This is a genomic window from Erythrobacter sp. AP23 (assembly GCF_001542855.1).
GTDB lineage: Bacteria > Pseudomonadota > Alphaproteobacteria > Sphingomonadales > Sphingomonadaceae > Qipengyuania.
Window position 1 is genome coordinate 154,361 of the sequence record NZ_LNBY01000015.1, and the last position, 13,397, is coordinate 167,757.

18 protein-coding genes are annotated in these 13,397 nt (G+C 63.3%); 8 read left to right on the forward strand and 10 right to left on the reverse strand.

What is annotated here, in order from left to right; all coding sequences use genetic code 11:
• The first annotated feature begins 61 nt into the window (after window positions 1–61).
• The gene (locus tag ASS64_RS07505; RefSeq protein ID WP_067692152.1) at window positions 62–352 is read left to right on the forward strand and encodes a hypothetical protein; all 291 of its coding nucleotides are present in this window, start codon (window positions 62–64) and stop codon (window positions 350–352) included.
• On the opposite strand, the gene ASS64_RS07510 is transcribed toward ASS64_RS07505, so the two are convergent.
• The 4 genes from ASS64_RS07510 to ASS64_RS07525 are packed head-to-tail and all read right to left on the reverse strand — an operon-like array spanning window position 349 to window position 3,351.
• Window positions 349–723 carry a ferredoxin gene (locus tag ASS64_RS07510; protein WP_067692154.1) on the reverse strand — a complete coding sequence of 125 codons (375 nt, stop codon included), beginning with the start codon at window positions 721–723 and terminating at the stop codon, window positions 349–351. The genes ASS64_RS07505 and ASS64_RS07510 overlap by 4 nt on opposite strands.
• A gap of 16 nt (window positions 724–739) precedes the next feature.
• The gene (locus ASS64_RS07515; protein WP_067692157.1) at window positions 740–1,219 is read right to left on the reverse strand and encodes a DUF2497 domain-containing protein; all 480 of its coding nucleotides are present in this window, start codon (window positions 1,217–1,219) and stop codon (window positions 740–742) included.
• A gap of 53 nt (window positions 1,220–1,272) precedes the next feature.
• The gene (locus ASS64_RS07520) at window positions 1,273–2,754 is read right to left on the reverse strand and encodes a TolC family outer membrane protein (RefSeq protein WP_067692160.1); all 1,482 of its coding nucleotides are present in this window, start codon (window positions 2,752–2,754) and stop codon (window positions 1,273–1,275) included.
• Window positions 2,755–3,351: a protein-L-isoaspartate O-methyltransferase gene (locus tag ASS64_RS07525; RefSeq protein ID WP_067692163.1), complete on the reverse strand. Its 597-nt coding sequence runs from the start codon at window positions 3,349–3,351 to the stop codon at window positions 2,755–2,757.
• 160 nt (window positions 3,352–3,511) lie between these two features.
• On the opposite strand from ASS64_RS07525, the gene ASS64_RS07530 reads away from it, so the two are divergent.
• The 3 genes from ASS64_RS07530 to ASS64_RS07540 all read left to right on the forward strand — a co-directional run bounded on the left by ASS64_RS07530 (window position 3,512) and on the right by ASS64_RS07540 (window position 7,076).
• Complete coding sequence (locus ASS64_RS07530) at window positions 3,512–5,029, forward strand: fumarate hydratase (protein WP_083508265.1); 1,518 nt, start codon at window positions 3,512–3,514, stop codon at window positions 5,027–5,029.
• A gap of 99 nt (window positions 5,030–5,128) precedes the next feature.
• Window positions 5,129–6,331 (forward strand): sensor histidine kinase, encoded by a 1,203-nt coding sequence (locus ASS64_RS07535; protein ID WP_067693062.1) that lies wholly within the window; start codon window positions 5,129–5,131, stop codon window positions 6,329–6,331.
• Window positions 6,324–7,076: a LytTR family DNA-binding domain-containing protein gene (locus ASS64_RS07540; protein ID WP_067692168.1), complete on the forward strand. Its 753-nt coding sequence runs from the start codon at window positions 6,324–6,326 to the stop codon at window positions 7,074–7,076. Before ASS64_RS07535 ends, ASS64_RS07540 begins: the two co-directional genes overlap by 8 nt.
• A 107-nt stretch (window positions 7,077–7,183) precedes the next feature.
• Here ASS64_RS07540 and ASS64_RS07545 read toward each other — a convergent pair whose 3' ends face one another.
• Complete coding sequence (locus tag ASS64_RS07545; RefSeq protein ID WP_067692171.1) at window positions 7,184–7,477, reverse strand: UrcA family protein; 294 nt, start codon at window positions 7,475–7,477, stop codon at window positions 7,184–7,186.
• A 194-nt stretch (window positions 7,478–7,671) separates the two neighbouring features.
• Here ASS64_RS07545 and ASS64_RS07550 point away from each other — a divergent pair, with 194 nt between their 5' ends.
• From ASS64_RS07550 to ASS64_RS07565, 4 genes are all read left to right on the forward strand, one after another.
• Complete coding sequence (locus ASS64_RS07550) at window positions 7,672–7,938, forward strand: hypothetical protein (RefSeq protein ID WP_067692174.1); 267 nt, start codon at window positions 7,672–7,674, stop codon at window positions 7,936–7,938.
• Window positions 7,939–7,976: 38 nt separating this feature from the next.
• The gene (locus ASS64_RS07555; protein ID WP_067692177.1) at window positions 7,977–8,831 is read left to right on the forward strand and encodes a diacylglycerol kinase family protein; all 855 of its coding nucleotides are present in this window, start codon (window positions 7,977–7,979) and stop codon (window positions 8,829–8,831) included.
• Window positions 8,821–9,681, forward strand: a complete 861-nt coding sequence (locus ASS64_RS07560) for a metallophosphoesterase (RefSeq protein WP_067692180.1) — start codon at window positions 8,821–8,823, stop codon at window positions 9,679–9,681. The genes ASS64_RS07555 and ASS64_RS07560 overlap by 11 nt, the downstream gene beginning before the upstream one ends.
• Window positions 9,682–9,769: 88 nt before the next feature.
• Window positions 9,770–9,967: a hypothetical protein gene (locus ASS64_RS07565; protein WP_067693065.1), complete on the forward strand. Its 198-nt coding sequence runs from the start codon at window positions 9,770–9,772 to the stop codon at window positions 9,965–9,967.
• A 69-nt stretch (window positions 9,968–10,036) separates the two neighbouring features.
• Here ASS64_RS07565 and rpsI read toward each other — a convergent pair whose 3' ends face one another.
• From rpsI to ASS64_RS07590, 5 genes are all read right to left on the reverse strand, one after another.
• Window positions 10,037–10,573, reverse strand: coding sequence for a 30S ribosomal protein S9 (gene rpsI, locus ASS64_RS07570; protein WP_083508234.1), 537 nt, complete (start codon window positions 10,571–10,573; stop codon window positions 10,037–10,039).
• Entirely contained in the window at window positions 10,573–11,052 is a 480-nt protein-coding gene (gene rplM, locus ASS64_RS07575) for a 50S ribosomal protein L13 (RefSeq protein WP_067692183.1), read from the reverse strand. Before rplM ends, rpsI begins: the two co-directional genes overlap by 1 nt.
• A gap of 168 nt (window positions 11,053–11,220) precedes the next feature.
• Window positions 11,221–11,940, reverse strand: coding sequence for a hypothetical protein (locus tag ASS64_RS07580; RefSeq protein ID WP_067692186.1), 720 nt, complete (start codon window positions 11,938–11,940; stop codon window positions 11,221–11,223).
• A gap of 19 nt (window positions 11,941–11,959) precedes the next feature.
• Window positions 11,960–12,265: a divalent-cation tolerance protein CutA gene (gene cutA, locus ASS64_RS07585; protein ID WP_067692189.1), complete on the reverse strand. Its 306-nt coding sequence runs from the start codon at window positions 12,263–12,265 to the stop codon at window positions 11,960–11,962.
• Window positions 12,262–13,287: a COX15/CtaA family protein gene (locus ASS64_RS07590; RefSeq protein WP_067692192.1), complete on the reverse strand. Its 1,026-nt coding sequence runs from the start codon at window positions 13,285–13,287 to the stop codon at window positions 12,262–12,264. The genes cutA and ASS64_RS07590 overlap by 4 nt, the downstream gene beginning before the upstream one ends.
• Between the last annotated feature and the right edge of the window lie 110 nt (window positions 13,288–13,397).

Below are 13,397 nucleotides of genomic sequence, written 5' to 3' on the forward strand. Positions count from 1 at the left end.
AGCGAATCGGTTTCTCCGCCGGCGTTGAATCTCGCAGGCACACCCGCCATGTGCACCCCGCATGACCCGTAAATCGCCTCTCGACGACCCCCAGAACGCAGCTTTCGCCTGGGCGCGCTACCGGCGGATCATGCGTTTCATGTTCCTCTTGACTGTCGCCATCGTGACCATTGCCCTCGCCCTGCTCTACAAGTTCGGCGACGAGGAAGTGTCGATCCACTTCTACATCGCCGCCGCGCTGGGGATCGGTTTCACAATGCTGCTGACCAGCGCGCTGATGGGTCTCGTGTTCCTGTCTTCGGGCAGCGGGCACGACGAGTCGATTGAGGACCCCTTTCGCAAGGAAGACTAGTCAAACGGCCTGAGCCGGAATTCCTCCACCGGCACGCCTCCGACGAGGTGGCGCTGGATGATCGCCTCGAGAACTTCGGGTGTGCAGGAATGGTACCAGACGTTGTCGGGCCACACGACGGCGATCGGCCCCGCTTCGCAAATCTGCAGGCAATCGGCCTTTGTGCGCTGCACTGTCCCCTCGCGCCCCGCGAGCCCGAGCTCCTTTAATCGCCGCTTCAAATAGTTCCAGGCTTCCTTCCCGTCTTCGCGGCGGCAACACTTCTGCTTTTCCGAAAGGGCGCACAGGAAAATCTGCCGTTTCGCGCTCGCCGCGCCGGTCTTGGCCAGCGCTCGTTCGGCCTTGCGCAAGGATTTGGATGTGGCAGTCAACAGGTCCGGATCGGTATCAGCTACGCTTTCCGGCAATCCGCGAGATCTCGGCCTTGACCAGTTCTTCGACCATGCCGGGAAGGTTTTCGTCGAGCCATTGCGCCAGCATCGGGCGCAGCATTTCGCGGACCAGGCCCTCGAGCGACGTTTCGCCCGAACGCACGATCTGCGGCTGCTTGCCCGGTTTGGCGAGCATGGCGAGCGCGGCGAGATTCTGGCGCATGGCTTCCCGCGTATCGCCGCGTGTCAAGGCATCGGCTTCGCTTTCGGTCTCGCGCGGATCGCCGATCTCGGTGTCATCGAGGGCGATTTCCTCGGCCAGTTCGAGCACCTGCTCCGCCTCGTCGGCGTCGGCGGGTTCGGCCGAATTTTCGTTCGGCGTGTGTGCGGTACGGCGCCGACGATCGAGGGTGGCACTTTCGCGATTGTCGCGCGCGATCACTTTCTTGATCGAATCGAGAATCTCTTCGACCGAGGGTTCACCCGGTTGCTGCATCGTCAGTCTAGCCCCTGTTGGCGAATCGGCGTGCCCCGATTCGGTACATCGGCTCAATAGCCCGAAACGGTTTCGGTTTCATCCTCTGCCGGAACGCTGGCGTCGGGCGCGGGCACATCGACCGTGCTCGTGGCGGTCGCGGTGGGTTCGGGATCGCGGTCCCAGTCCCAGATCCGCTCGCGCACGCGTTCGTAATTGAGCGCCGGATCATAGAGTAGTCCCTCGCCCACGAAACCAAGATCGCGTGCTTCCGCACGGCCCATGGCGGCAAGCAGCGTGAACCCGGCGACGTAGGCATTGCGCCTAGCCGTCACCAATTGGACGCGCGAACTCAACAATTCCTGCTCGGCATTGAGTACGTCGAGGATCTGGCGGCTGCCGATCGAATTCTCGGCCCGCACACCTTCGAGACTGAGTTCCGCGGCTTCGACCGCGATTTGGCTGCTTTCGATGACCGCAAGCGAGGCCTGCCAGCTGGACCACGCGGCCCGCACCTGCGCGATAACCTCGCGCTCGGTCGCGATGACCTGCTCCAGCGCTGCGGTCTCGCGCGCCTGTGCCTGCCGCTGCCGGGCGGCCGGGAGGCCACCCTGGAAGATCGGAATGCTCACCTGCACGCCGGCATTGGCGGTCGTCTCTTCCTGCGCGATACCTCCCGCCCCGCCGGCCAGCGTATTGAAATAGTCGGTATAGGCGGCGTTGGCGAACAGCGCGACCGTCGGAAGGCGGCCCGACCCGGCGACTTCGCTATCGAAGCCCGCGGCATCGGCGCGTTCCTTTTCGGCGATCAGATCGGGATTGTTCTCCAGAGCGACATCGACGGCAATCTCCACGTTCTCCGGCAGATTGGGCAGCGCCGGCGGTGCCTGCAGGTCGGTCGGCGCCTCGCCCACGAGACGGATGTAGGTTTCGCGAGCATTTATCAGCGTGGCTTGCGCGTTGCGCAAATCGCCCTGTGCCAGCGCGAGGCGCGACTGAGACTGCGCGACGTCCGTGCGCGTGAGGTCGCCGATTTCGAAACGGTCGCTCGTCGCCTGCAAGTTGACCGTGAGAACCTCTACCTGATTGGCCGATAGGGCAACCAGCGCCTCGCTACGGAGTACGTCCATGTAGGCGGCAACGACCTGGTTGAAAATCGAACTCTCGATCGCGCGCAAATCGGCCTGACCGGCGGAAACGCGCTCCTTGGCGGCCTTGACTGCGTTGCGAATGGCGCCGCCCGCATAGACCGGCACGGTGAGACTCGGGCCGATTCTGAAGGTGCGGTCGGGCGCAGTGAAGCTGTTGGGCGAGTTCTTGATGAATTCGGTATAGGTCGCGGTGCCATCGACGCTTGGAATGCCCGCGGCTTCCTGGATCGGCACGTTCTCGTCGACTGCGCGCTGGTTTGCGCGCGCGGCAAGCAAGGTGGGGTTGTTCTGGTAGGCCTGGCTCAACGCTTCCTGCAGCGTGTCGGCATGGGCAGGTGCGGCGAGCGCCAGCGCGCCGGCACTCGCGCCCAAAACCAGCGATTTGGCAAACCCTCCGCGAGGCATTCAGAAACTCCAGCTTTGCGGCCGGTCGAATGCGCCAAGCCGCGGGATGCCCATTTCGGCGAGCGGCAGGAGCGCCAGGGCCTTGCCCGATTTTCGACCGGTGGCGAGCCGCGTCACGCCGCGCTCGACCATGCCGGTCACGATCCGTCCGTCGTCGGCAACCAGTTTGGCGAGCTGGGGCGGGACATGTTCGATCGCCCCGTCGACCAGGACGAGCGTGTAGTCGCCGCGCTTGCCGCCGTTCGCTGCCTTGTCGGGCGCGACCGTCTCGAGCTTGTCGACGAGCGGTTCCACCAGAGCGGGCAGATAGCCGCTTCCCGCATCGACCACGAGTACGCGATCGTCCGGCTTGGGGCGGGCCTCGGCCAGCATGGCCCCATGAAACAGCGGGGCGGCCAGGAAGCCGCCGTCTTCGAGCCGGATGGCGCGGTCCATATAGGCGGTAGCCTTGGCGCTTTCGGGGACGAAATCTTCGCGCGCGACGCTGCTCATGCGTTCGATCACGAAAGCATCGTTCACGCCGCTGGTGCGCAGCTGGCTGTCGATCATCGCCTTGCGGGCGGCGGCATAGTCGGGGCGGGTGGTCGTCAGGGTCATGGTCGTTCCGCGAGCTGTATTACATCAATAACACGCTTATGCAAGCTCCGGTTGCCTTAGGCGTATGGCCGGTCGTGGCCAAGCGCTTTGACCGATGGCGGCAAACGCGCCTATCGGGGAGCGCAAATCTGCAACATGGGAATTTGCGGCGATGAGCGACATGACCGTCATCAGCGAAAACGACCTTATCGAGAGCGTCGCCGACGCACTCCAGTATATTTCGTACTACCATCCAATGGATTACATCCGCGCGCTGGGCGATGCTTACGCGGCGGAGAAGGGCCCGGCGGCGAAGGATGCCATCGCGCAAATCCTCACCAACAGCCGCATGTGCGCCGAGGGTCACCGACCGATCTGCCAGGACACCGGCATCGTCAATGTTTTCGTCCGATGGGGAATGAACTGTCGCCTTGATAGCGAGCGGTCCTTGCAGGAAGTCGTCGATGAGGGCGTGCGGCGTGCCTACAACCATCCCGACAACAAGCTGCGCGCCTCGATCTTGGCAGACCCCGCCTTCACCCGCCGCAATACGCGGGACAATACGCCGTCGGTCCTGTCGGTCGAAATGGTACCGGGCAATCGTGTGGACGTGGATGTCGCGGCGAAGGGTGGAGGCAGCGAGAACAAGTCGAAGTTCAAGATGATGAACCCCTCCGACAATATCGTCGACTGGGTACTCGAACAGATTCCGTCGATGGGCGCGGGCTGGTGCCCCCCGGGTATGCTGGGCATCGGCATCGGCGGCACGGCCGAACACTGCATGAAGCTCGCCAAGCTGAGCCTGATGGACCCGATCGACATGGGCCAGTTGAAGGAACGCGAGGCACAGAACGATATCGAGCAGCTGCGGATCGACATTTTCGATGCGGTCAATGCTATGGGCGTCGGCGCACAGGGACTGGGCGGTTTGTCGACCGTGCTCGACGTGAAAATCCTCGACGCCCCCTGCCATGCGGCGGGCAAGCCGGTGGCGATGATCCCCAATTGCGCCGCCACCCGCCACGCGCATTTTACGCTCGACGGCTCGGGACCGGCCTATCTCGATCCGCCGAAGCTCGACGAATATCCGCAGGTTACCTGGAAACCCGACGCGGCCGCCAAACGTGTGAATCTCGATGCGCTCACGCCCGATGAGGTCGCGAGCTGGCAGCATGGCGATCGCCTGCTGCTCTCGGGCAAGATGCTCACCGGTCGCGACGCGGCGCACAAGCGCATCAAGGATATGCTCGAGGCGGGCGAGGAGCTGCCGGTCGATTTCAAGGGCCGCGCGATCTATTACGTCGGCCCTGTCGACCCGGTGATGGGCGAAGTCGTCGGACCGGCAGGCCCGACCACTGCCACGCGGATGGACAAGTTCACCGAGATGATGCTCGATCTCGGCCTGCTCGCCATGATCGGCAAGGCGGAGCGCGGGCACAATGCGGTCGAGGTGATCAGCAAGTTTAGGGTCGCCTATCTGATGGCGACGGGCGGGGCCGCCTATCTCGTCAGCCGCGCGATCAAGGGCGCCGAAGTCGTGGCCTTCGAGGACCTGGGCATGGAAGCGATCTACGAATTCGAGGTAGAGGATATGCCGGTGACCGTTGCAGTCGATGCCGCTGGCAACAACGTCCACACGCTTGCGCCCGCCGAGTGGCGCCGCCGAATCGCCGAAGGGGATCTGGAGCTCGCCGAATAGCAAGGCTCTCGACAAACCGCACAGCCTGTTCGACCGCGGCGCTGGCATTTGCGCGCGCGAATGGGCACATCGCAAACCGTGTCGATTGATGAACGCCCGATGAATCGCGAAAACGAGCGCCTGCCCGGCAAGATTGTCCTTGCCTCTATGGTGGGCGTCTGGCTGTGCTATTTCCTGCTGATCACGCTGCGCGGCGTGATCGTCGGCCTTGAATTCCAGGACGAGTTGCTGTGGCGTCGCGCATTGGTGTGCGTCATCGGAGTCGGCGTAACCGGCCTCCTGTGGCTCTTGTTGCGCGCGGTCGAAAACCGCTCCATGGGAATCAAGATCGCGGTTGCGCTCATTGCCGCGATGCCCGGAGCCATCATGATTGCGCAGGCCAATCGCTGGATTTTCGATTCCATAGAGGCCAAGGTCGAGCAGCAGATGGGCAAGGAGCGCGGTATTGCGCTGCGTCGCGACGATGCGGGCAATTTGCTGATCGACTTGCCGCGCAAGCAGCTCGACGAGGAAGTCGAAGAAGCCGGAGAAGCAGCTCCGCAAAGCGTGGTCATCGCCCCGGCGCCCACCCCGCTCGACCAGTGGCGGATGACCTTCGACCTCGCGATCGGGCGTTATTTCCTGCTGCTCGCGTGGGCGGCCTTGTTTCTTGCCCTTTTGGCCGGCGCGCAGGCGCGCGCGGCGGAACGTCGCGGCGAGCGGTTTCGTACCGCCGCCAAGGCGGCAGAGCTGCGCTCGCTGCGTTATCAGGTCAATCCGCACTTCCTGTTCAATACGCTCAATTCGCTGTCTGCCCTCGTCATGACCGGGAAAAGCGAACGCGCCGAGCAGATGATCCAGACCATATCGCGCTTCTACCGCCATAGCCTCGCCGACGATCCGACGGGCGATGTCAGCCTCGAGGACGAAATCGACTTGCAGGAACATTACCTCGAGATCGAATCGGTGCGCTTCCCCGAGCGGCTCAAGGTCAAAGTCGACCTTCCCTCGGAGCTGGCAGGGTATAAGGTGCCCGGCATGATCCTGCAGCCGCTGGTCGAGAATTCGGTCAAATACGGTGTGTCGGCTTCCAGCAAGCCGGTTACGGTCACGATCTCGGCGCGTGAGGAGTATGGCCGGCTGGTCCTGACTGTCAGCGATGACGGCCCCGGCACGTCGGGCAAGCACGGCTTCGGTATCGGTCTCGCCAATGTGCGTGACCGGCTCGAGGCGCGTTTTGGTAATGCTGCGACGATCGTTTCCGGCCCCTCGCTCACCGGCTATGAGACCGAATTGCGCATTCCGATGGTGAAACATGGCTGACGAAGAAGAGGGCGAAAAGCTAAAGACGCTGATCGTCGACGATGAACCGCTCGCGGTCGAGCGGATGCAGGTCATCTGTTCGAAGATCGGGGAACTGCAGGTCGTCGGGACGGCCAGCGATGGGGCACAGGCCCTGCGCCTGGTCGATGCGCTCCAGCCCGACCTGATGCTGCTCGACATGACCATGCCCGAAGTGGACGGCATGTCGGTCGCCAAGGCGCTGGCCAAGAAATCGCAGCGGCCGGCCGTGGTGTTCGTGACCGCGCACGACAATTATGCGGTCGAAGCCTTCGATCTCGATGCGGTCGACTACGTCCTCAAACCGGTCAAGCCCGAGCGGCTCGAGCGTGCCGTATCGCGCGCATTCGCGCGTCGCAGCGACAGCGAACGTTCCGACAGCGCGTGGCTGGAAGAATTGTGGATCCCGCATCGTTCCGAGCTGATTCGCATCGCGACCTCGGAAGTCGGCCGGATCGATGCGGAGCGCGACTATGTCCGGCTACATGTCGGCGAAGGCGAAACGGCGAGAACCTATCTGCTGTTGCAGACGATCGCAGGGCTCGAAAAGCGGCTCGACCCGGCCAAATTCATCCGCATCCACCGCTCGACCATCCTGCGCAAAGACCGCATTACCGGCTTGCGCCACGATGGCCTCGGCGTGTGGTCGGTCGAATTGGACGATGGCGAAGCCCTGCGGATCGGCCGCACTTATCTGCCCAAGGTAAAGGCGATGGCGGGGCGCTGACCGCCGTTAAATTCCTGCCCCAAAAGGAAAATCCGCCAAGCACAAAAGAAGACCCCGACCGGGGGACTGCATCCGGCCGGGGTCCGTGAGTGGGCGGGCTGGGGGTATCAGCCGCCCAAGCCATCGCTCTTGATGCGGGCCGCGATCTGTGCGCTGGCACTGGCCTTGGCCTTCTTGTAGCAACTGCGGGCAGCGGTATCGGGGATACGGGTGCCGGTGCGCTGGCGATCGAGCCCGCAAACCGAACGCGCTGCGGATTCGATGCGCTGTTCGAGGACCTTTTGGCCTGCTTCCGTCGCGAGATTGAGATCGTCATAGGTGACGTTCACCGAGTTGGCGTGAGCGGCGTTGGCGGTCAGGGCAAGGCCAGCAGCGGCGAGAGTGGCAAGGGTCGTCTTCATAATGTCTTCTCCGGGTCTGCGGCGGGCCCGATCTGTGAGGGGGGAGATGCCCGCCGCACAAACTGTATTACATGGCTACATCTGTAATCGCACGCGCGGTTCGACCGAATGCGGGAAGATTGGACCGGCAGCACCAAACCGGCGACCAATGGCATTTGGCAATCGGCGAACGTCGAGCCTACAACACTCGTCCCATGCTCATCGGAATCATCTTCGTACTCGGGATCGCCAATTTCGCGGTCCATAAGGCGGTCATCGAGTCGAACCATCCCTTGCTCGATACGCTTCCCGCGTCTTTTCGTGCGCGCGGCGGCCGGTTTTCGCTCATTTTCGAGTTCTTCGTCCTGCTTGCTGCCATGCTTCTGGCAGGCAGCGGCTGGAGGGCTGCCGTTTGGGGCTACGCTATCTATAGCGTGATCAATGGTGTCACTGCCTGGCTCTTGCTCAACCGCCGGATCTGACTGCGGGAACCGCAACGGTCCATAGACGCTTGGTTGGCATGGGTTCGCTGCGCTCATGGCTGGTCGTCAATTCGCGCAGCGGCGGGAACAGCGATGCCGCGCGCGACTCGCTCTTGCGTTCGCTCGCCGCGCGCGACCTTTCACCCGAACGGACGTTCGAATTTCCTGCGGAAGAGCTCCCCACCTCCGCCCGCCTTCAGGAAGGGGACGTCGCTCGCTTGGTCGTTTTTACCGGTGACGGCAGCCTCAATGCGGTAATCGAGGCGGTGTCGGGGTGGGAAGGTCAATTGCTCGTCCTGCCTGGTGGAACGATGAACCTCTTGAGCGCACGGCTCCACGGCTCCGATACAGGATGCGAGGAGATTCTCGACCGCGTTGCCCGGGGCGCGTTCCGACCCGTCCGCCCGATGATGGCATGCTGCGAGGCGGGCCGCGCCCATGCCGGTCTGCTGGTTGGACCCGGCACGGCTTGGGCCGAGGTGCGTGAAGCGATGCGCGATTTCGACGTCGCGGGCCTGGCGAAGGGAGCGGGAGAAGCATTGGCCGAGACCACCAGCGGCTCGCGCGTGCGAATGATCGATCCACCCATCGGCCACGAGGAAGGCTACCCCCTCATCGAGCTGACCCCGAGCCATCGTGGGATGCAGGCGGATGGCTTCCGTCTCGAGAGCGCGGGAGAATTCCTGCAGCAAAGCTGGGCGGTCCTGCGGCGCAGGTTTCGCGAGGGCCCGCACGAGCGGCTTGGCCTGCTCGACCGATTGGTCATCGAAAACTGCGCGGGCGAGCGATTGCCCGTCCTAATCGATGGTGAGCCGGCCCAGCTCGGATCGCGCGCCGAATTCACGGTAGCTGAATGCCCCGTCGACCTGCTAGCGACTGCCCATGGCTTCTGAACTTCGCCGGATTTTCCACCTCTCCGACATCCACTTCGGGCTCGAGAACAATCGCGCGCTCGATTGGGTGAAACAGCAAATCGTCGAGAAGCGTCCGGCCGCAGTGGCGATTACCGGCGACCTGACCATGCGCGCGCGGCACCGCGAATTCGCGGCGGCAACCGAGTGGATCAATTCGCTGGATGCGCCGGTCACGGTTGAAGTCGGCAATCACGACATGCCGTATTTCAATCCGATCGAGCGGTTTTTGGCGCCCTATAAGCGGTTTCGCGGCATGCAGGAGAAAGTAGAAAGGGAACTCGATCTCGGCGCACTGGCGATTGTGCCGCTCAAGACCGCGGTCCGGATGCAGCCCAGGCTCAATTGGTCGAAGGGCTGGGTCAGCAGTCGCGCGCTCGAGCGCTGCCTGGCGGCCCTCGATGCATTGCCCAGGGATACACGCGCGCTGGTCGCGGTGCATCACCCCTTGCGCGAAGTCGGGACTCAGGGAACCGCATTGACGAAACATGGTGGGAAGGCGTTGCGGGAATTGGCCAAGCGCAATGTCGAAGCTGTCCTTTCCGGCCATGTCCATGACGCGTTCGACATTATGGAGGAGACCGAAGAAGGACCGGTTCGGATGATCGGCGCCGGAACCCTTTCCCAGCGCACTCGCTCCACGCCGCCGAGCTTCAACGAAATCGAATGGGATGGCACGAAATTGACTGTGGATGTGCGCAACCTCCAGCATGTCGACACACCGGACATGCAGATCGACGACGTTCCGGAAAACGCGCTGCCGCCCCGCAGCGAGGGCGAGCCGGTCGCTCCGGTCCGGCAAGTGCCCCGCGTGGATCCCCCGGTCCATTAACCAGATCGGCTAAGTCCGCTCGGCACGGGTTCGGAAACTTGCTGTCGCTATCTGCTGGTTCGGCACGTTGCTGACAGGGGGCAATGCGGTGGAACTTGTCAAAGCGGCGCCCTTGGGCGCTATTCTTACATTTGTGGTGGCGCTGACGATCGGCTCTCAAGGATCGGCGGGTGGCCAGCTCGCGATCTTTCGCGCCGAAATCTACCAAGTCGACTTCTGGTGGTCGTGGCCGCTGTTCTTTGCGGGAACGGCGTTGGCCTGGGGCATTATGCTACTGCAGCGTTAAGACGCCGCAAACAGAAAGGGCGGCTCCTCGCGGAACCGCCCCCTCGGTGATCGGATGATCGGGTAAGCCTTAACGCTTCGAGAACTGGAAGCTGCGGCGTGCCTTGGCGCGGCCGTACTTCTTACGCTCGACCACGCGGCTGTCGCGGGTCAGGAAGCCTGCGGCCTTGACCGTGCTGCGCAGGGTCGGCTCGTACTTGGCGAGAGCCTGCGAGATACCGTGCTTGACCGCACCGGCCTGGCCTGAAAGGCCGCCGCCGCGGACCGTAGCGACGACGTCGTACTGGCCCTGGCGATCGGTAATCGTGAAGGGCTGGTCGATGATCAGGCGCAGCGTCGGACGCGCGAAATAGACTTCCTGGTCCTTGCCGTTGACGGTGACCTTGCCGCTGCCCGGCTTGAGCCAGACGCGAGCGGTGGCGTCCTTGCGGCGACCGGTGGCGTAGGCGCGGCCTTCCTTGTCCAGCTCCTGCTCGCGCAGGGGCACTTCGGCGGTGGCTGCGATATCGGCAGCATCGCCCTGAGGCGCGTCACCGGCGATGTCCTTCAGATCGGCGAGATCCGAGACGGTTTCGTTCTTGGTTTCGTTCGGCGATTCGGGGGCCATTACGCGACAACCTTGTTCTTGCGGTTCATCGAGGCAACGTCGAGCTTTTCGGGCTTCTGGCCGTCATAGGGGTGCTCGGTGCCGGCGAATACGTGGAGGGCGCGCATCTGCGCACGGCCGAGAGGGCCGCGCGGGATCATACGCTCGACGGCCTTTTCCAGGACGCGCTCGGGGAACTTGCCTTCGAGCACCTTGGCCGGAGTGGTTTCCTTGATGCCGCCCGGGTGGCCGGTGTGCTTGTAATACACCTTGTCGTTCAGCTTCTTGCCGGTGAACTTCACCTTGTCGGCGTTGATGACGACGACATGGTCGCCGCAATCGACGTGCGGGGTGTAGCTCGGCTTGTGCTTGCCGCGCAGGTGGTTGGCGATGATGGCGGCGAGACGACCGACGACGAGACCATCGGCGTCGATGATGTGCCACTTCTTTTCGACCTCGGCCGGCTTGATCGACCGGGTGGTCTTCGTAAGAGCCTTCATGGCTGGTTTCCGTTCCTAGTGTTTGTGCCGTGCCCTTGCGTAGCGTCGGCGCCAATCGGCGAATCCGTGCAAACGGACCCGCGAAGCGCGCGGCAAATGGCGTCGAAATGCTCGCCAGTCAAGCATTTCCGCGCCCTCTGAATGGGGTAAAATATAACCCCACCCCTTTCAGGCAAGCCTCAGGCGCCAGGTTTCGCGTGAAAGCCGGCTGTCTTCGCCGATTCGCGTCGTGATCCGGCGTTCGAACAGATCGAGCAATCCGCCGGCTCCCGACCGGGAGGCGAGCCAGACCGATACCTCGCCAACCATCCCGCCCGGTAGCTCCAGCGTCCGGACGTCATGTGCTTCACCCACCACCGGAAAGAACAGGTCCGCCGGAACGGCGCTGATGAACGCCCCCGCCGACTCGGCGAGCCGCGAAAGAAACTGCTTTGCCTGCCGCAGATCCTTTGCGGACTTGCCCGCTTGTTCGAGTATCGCAATTGCCGTTCGGACCGCGGCTGCCTTGCCTTCCGCCTGCTGTGTCCGGCTGCCGATCAGGCGACCGGCACTATCGAGCAAGGCCGGGAAGGGGCCCGCATCGCGCCGCTCGCGTTCGATTGCGGCGATAGGTTCGAGATGATCGGGTGCGGCAACCGTCGAGGCGATCTGCTCGCCGGTAACCCGCGTACCGCGCGGACCGGCCTCGAACTGCCCTTTCCACTCGCGTGTGACGATCAGGCTGGCGCCGCCCGCCAGTCCGCGTTCGAGCTCGCGTCGCAGGATGAACTGTCGCGCCGGGATGACGATTCGCCCGGTCGCCCCGACAGGTCCCGCAAGGGCCAAGGTTGGCAATACGACGATCGCGCCCATGTATTTGAGCGCGCCCCGGCGACCGCTTGCTGTCATGGTTCCCCCGTCCTAGGCGCTAAAGTGCGCCAAGCCATTCTCTCGTTGCCGCCCCCGCAGCATCGCAATGCCAACCCATTATTGCGGGCGCTTCATAAGGGTGCAAGGTTTCGAGACGGGCGACCGCGCGATCGAGCGCTTCGCTGGAGGTCTTCAGCAGGCAGGGGATTTCTTCGCCCTCGTCCATCCGGCCATCCCACGCGAAGATCGAGCGTATCGGCGCACCGATATTGATGCAGGCGACAAGGCCCTCCTCGATGAGAGCGCGCCCGACTCTCCCGGCGCTTTCCGCGTCCGGAAAGGGGCAATAGATCAGCGCGGTCATAGCCGGCGGCCCAGTATGTGCGCGCCCCAGGCGAAGCTCGCCACCAGCAGGGCGCCGACGATCTGGTGCGCAACTGCGACCCACAGCGCCACACCGGTCCATACGGTCGCGATGCCGAGGATAATCTGCGTCCCGAACGCCGAGTGGATCGCAATCGATGCCATGCGCACATGCGGTTTCACCTGCCGCGCCATCACCACCAGCGCTATCACCGCGATCCATGCCCACCAGCGATGCAGGAAGTGGAGCAGGTATGGATCGTGGGTCAGCGCCCAGAGAAATCCGAGCGACTGATCGAACTCGGGAACGAAGCGGCCTTGCATCAGCGGCCAGGTATCGGATGCGAGCCCTGCGTTTAGCCCGGCTACCCATGCACCCAGCAAGAGCTGGATGAAAAGGATCGCCCCGACCCAACCGGCCGTAGCCGTCCAGCGTGCCGGTGCGCTCTTCGCATTGGCCAGCTGCCTGAGGTCCAACGCGGTCCAGACCAGGCCGCCGAGCGTGAACAGCGCAGTAAGCAGGTGAATCGACAACCAGAAATGGCTCACGTCGGTCATGGTGCTCGACAGGCCGCTGCGCACCATGAACCAGCCGAACACTCCCTGCAGTCCGCCGAGCGCCAGCAGCGCGAGCAGGCGCCACTTGTATCCGGCCGGAATGGCGCCTTTGATCCAGAACCATGCCAGCGGCACGGCAAATGCGAGGCCGATGAGCCGGCCGAGCAGTCGGTGAAACCATTCCCAGAAGAAGATGAACTTGAAGGCCGCCAGGTCCATCCCGGCGGGCCCGGTCACGTTCTGATATTCGCCCGTTGCCTTGTAGAGTTCGAACTCGGCCTGCCACGCGCTTTCGGAAAGTGGCGGGATGGCACCTGTGATCGGTTTCCATTCAGTAATCGAGAGGCCGCTCTCGGTGAGGCGGGTGATCCCGCCCACGGCAACCATCAGGAGGACCATTGCGGCGACGAAATAGAGCCAATTGGCCAGGGCGATCGGCCGCGCCTGCTTGCTATTTTCAGACATGCGCCTGTCTCTGGTTGCCGCAAATGCGCAACGCAAGTGCAAATGCAGCAAGCAGCGGACCGCTTGCTGCAATCGAATCGAACATAAGGCATTTCACGGTTTCGCTTGAA

Coding starts and splice junctions, on each gene's coding strand:
- ASS64_RS07505 (WP_067692152.1), top strand. CDS start 62: ATGACCCGTAAATCGCCTCTCGACGACCCCCAGAACGCAGCTTTCGCC.
- ASS64_RS07515 (WP_067692157.1), bottom strand. CDS start 1,219: ATGCAGCAACCGGGTGAACCCTCGGTCGAAGAGATTCTCGATTCGATC.
- ASS64_RS07520 (WP_067692160.1), bottom strand. CDS start 2,754: ATGCCTCGCGGAGGGTTTGCCAAATCGCTGGTTTTGGGCGCGAGTGCC.
- ASS64_RS07525 (WP_067692163.1), bottom strand. CDS start 3,351: ATGACCCTGACGACCACCCGCCCCGACTATGCCGCCGCCCGCAAGGCG.
- ASS64_RS07530 (WP_083508265.1), top strand. CDS start 3,512: ATGACCGTCATCAGCGAAAACGACCTTATCGAGAGCGTCGCCGACGCA.
- ASS64_RS07535 (WP_067693062.1), top strand. CDS start 5,129: ATGAATCGCGAAAACGAGCGCCTGCCCGGCAAGATTGTCCTTGCCTCT.
- ASS64_RS07540 (WP_067692168.1), top strand. CDS start 6,324: ATGGCTGACGAAGAAGAGGGCGAAAAGCTAAAGACGCTGATCGTCGAC.
- ASS64_RS07545 (WP_067692171.1), bottom strand. CDS start 7,477: ATGAAGACGACCCTTGCCACTCTCGCCGCTGCTGGCCTTGCCCTGACC.
- ASS64_RS07550 (WP_067692174.1), top strand. CDS start 7,672: ATGCTCATCGGAATCATCTTCGTACTCGGGATCGCCAATTTCGCGGTC.
- ASS64_RS07555 (WP_067692177.1), top strand. CDS start 7,977: ATGGGTTCGCTGCGCTCATGGCTGGTCGTCAATTCGCGCAGCGGCGGG.
- ASS64_RS07560 (WP_067692180.1), top strand. CDS start 8,821: ATGGCTTCTGAACTTCGCCGGATTTTCCACCTCTCCGACATCCACTTC.
- rpsI (WP_083508234.1), bottom strand. CDS start 10,573: ATGGCCCCCGAATCGCCGAACGAAACCAAGAACGAAACCGTCTCGGAT.
- rplM (WP_067692183.1), bottom strand. CDS start 11,052: ATGAAGGCTCTTACGAAGACCACCCGGTCGATCAAGCCGGCCGAGGTC.
- ASS64_RS07580 (WP_067692186.1), bottom strand. CDS start 11,940: ATGACAGCAAGCGGTCGCCGGGGCGCGCTCAAATACATGGGCGCGATC.
- cutA (WP_067692189.1), bottom strand. CDS start 12,265: ATGACCGCGCTGATCTATTGCCCCTTTCCGGACGCGGAAAGCGCCGGG.
- ASS64_RS07590 (WP_067692192.1), bottom strand. CDS start 13,287: ATGTCTGAAAATAGCAAGCAGGCGCGGCCGATCGCCCTGGCCAATTGG.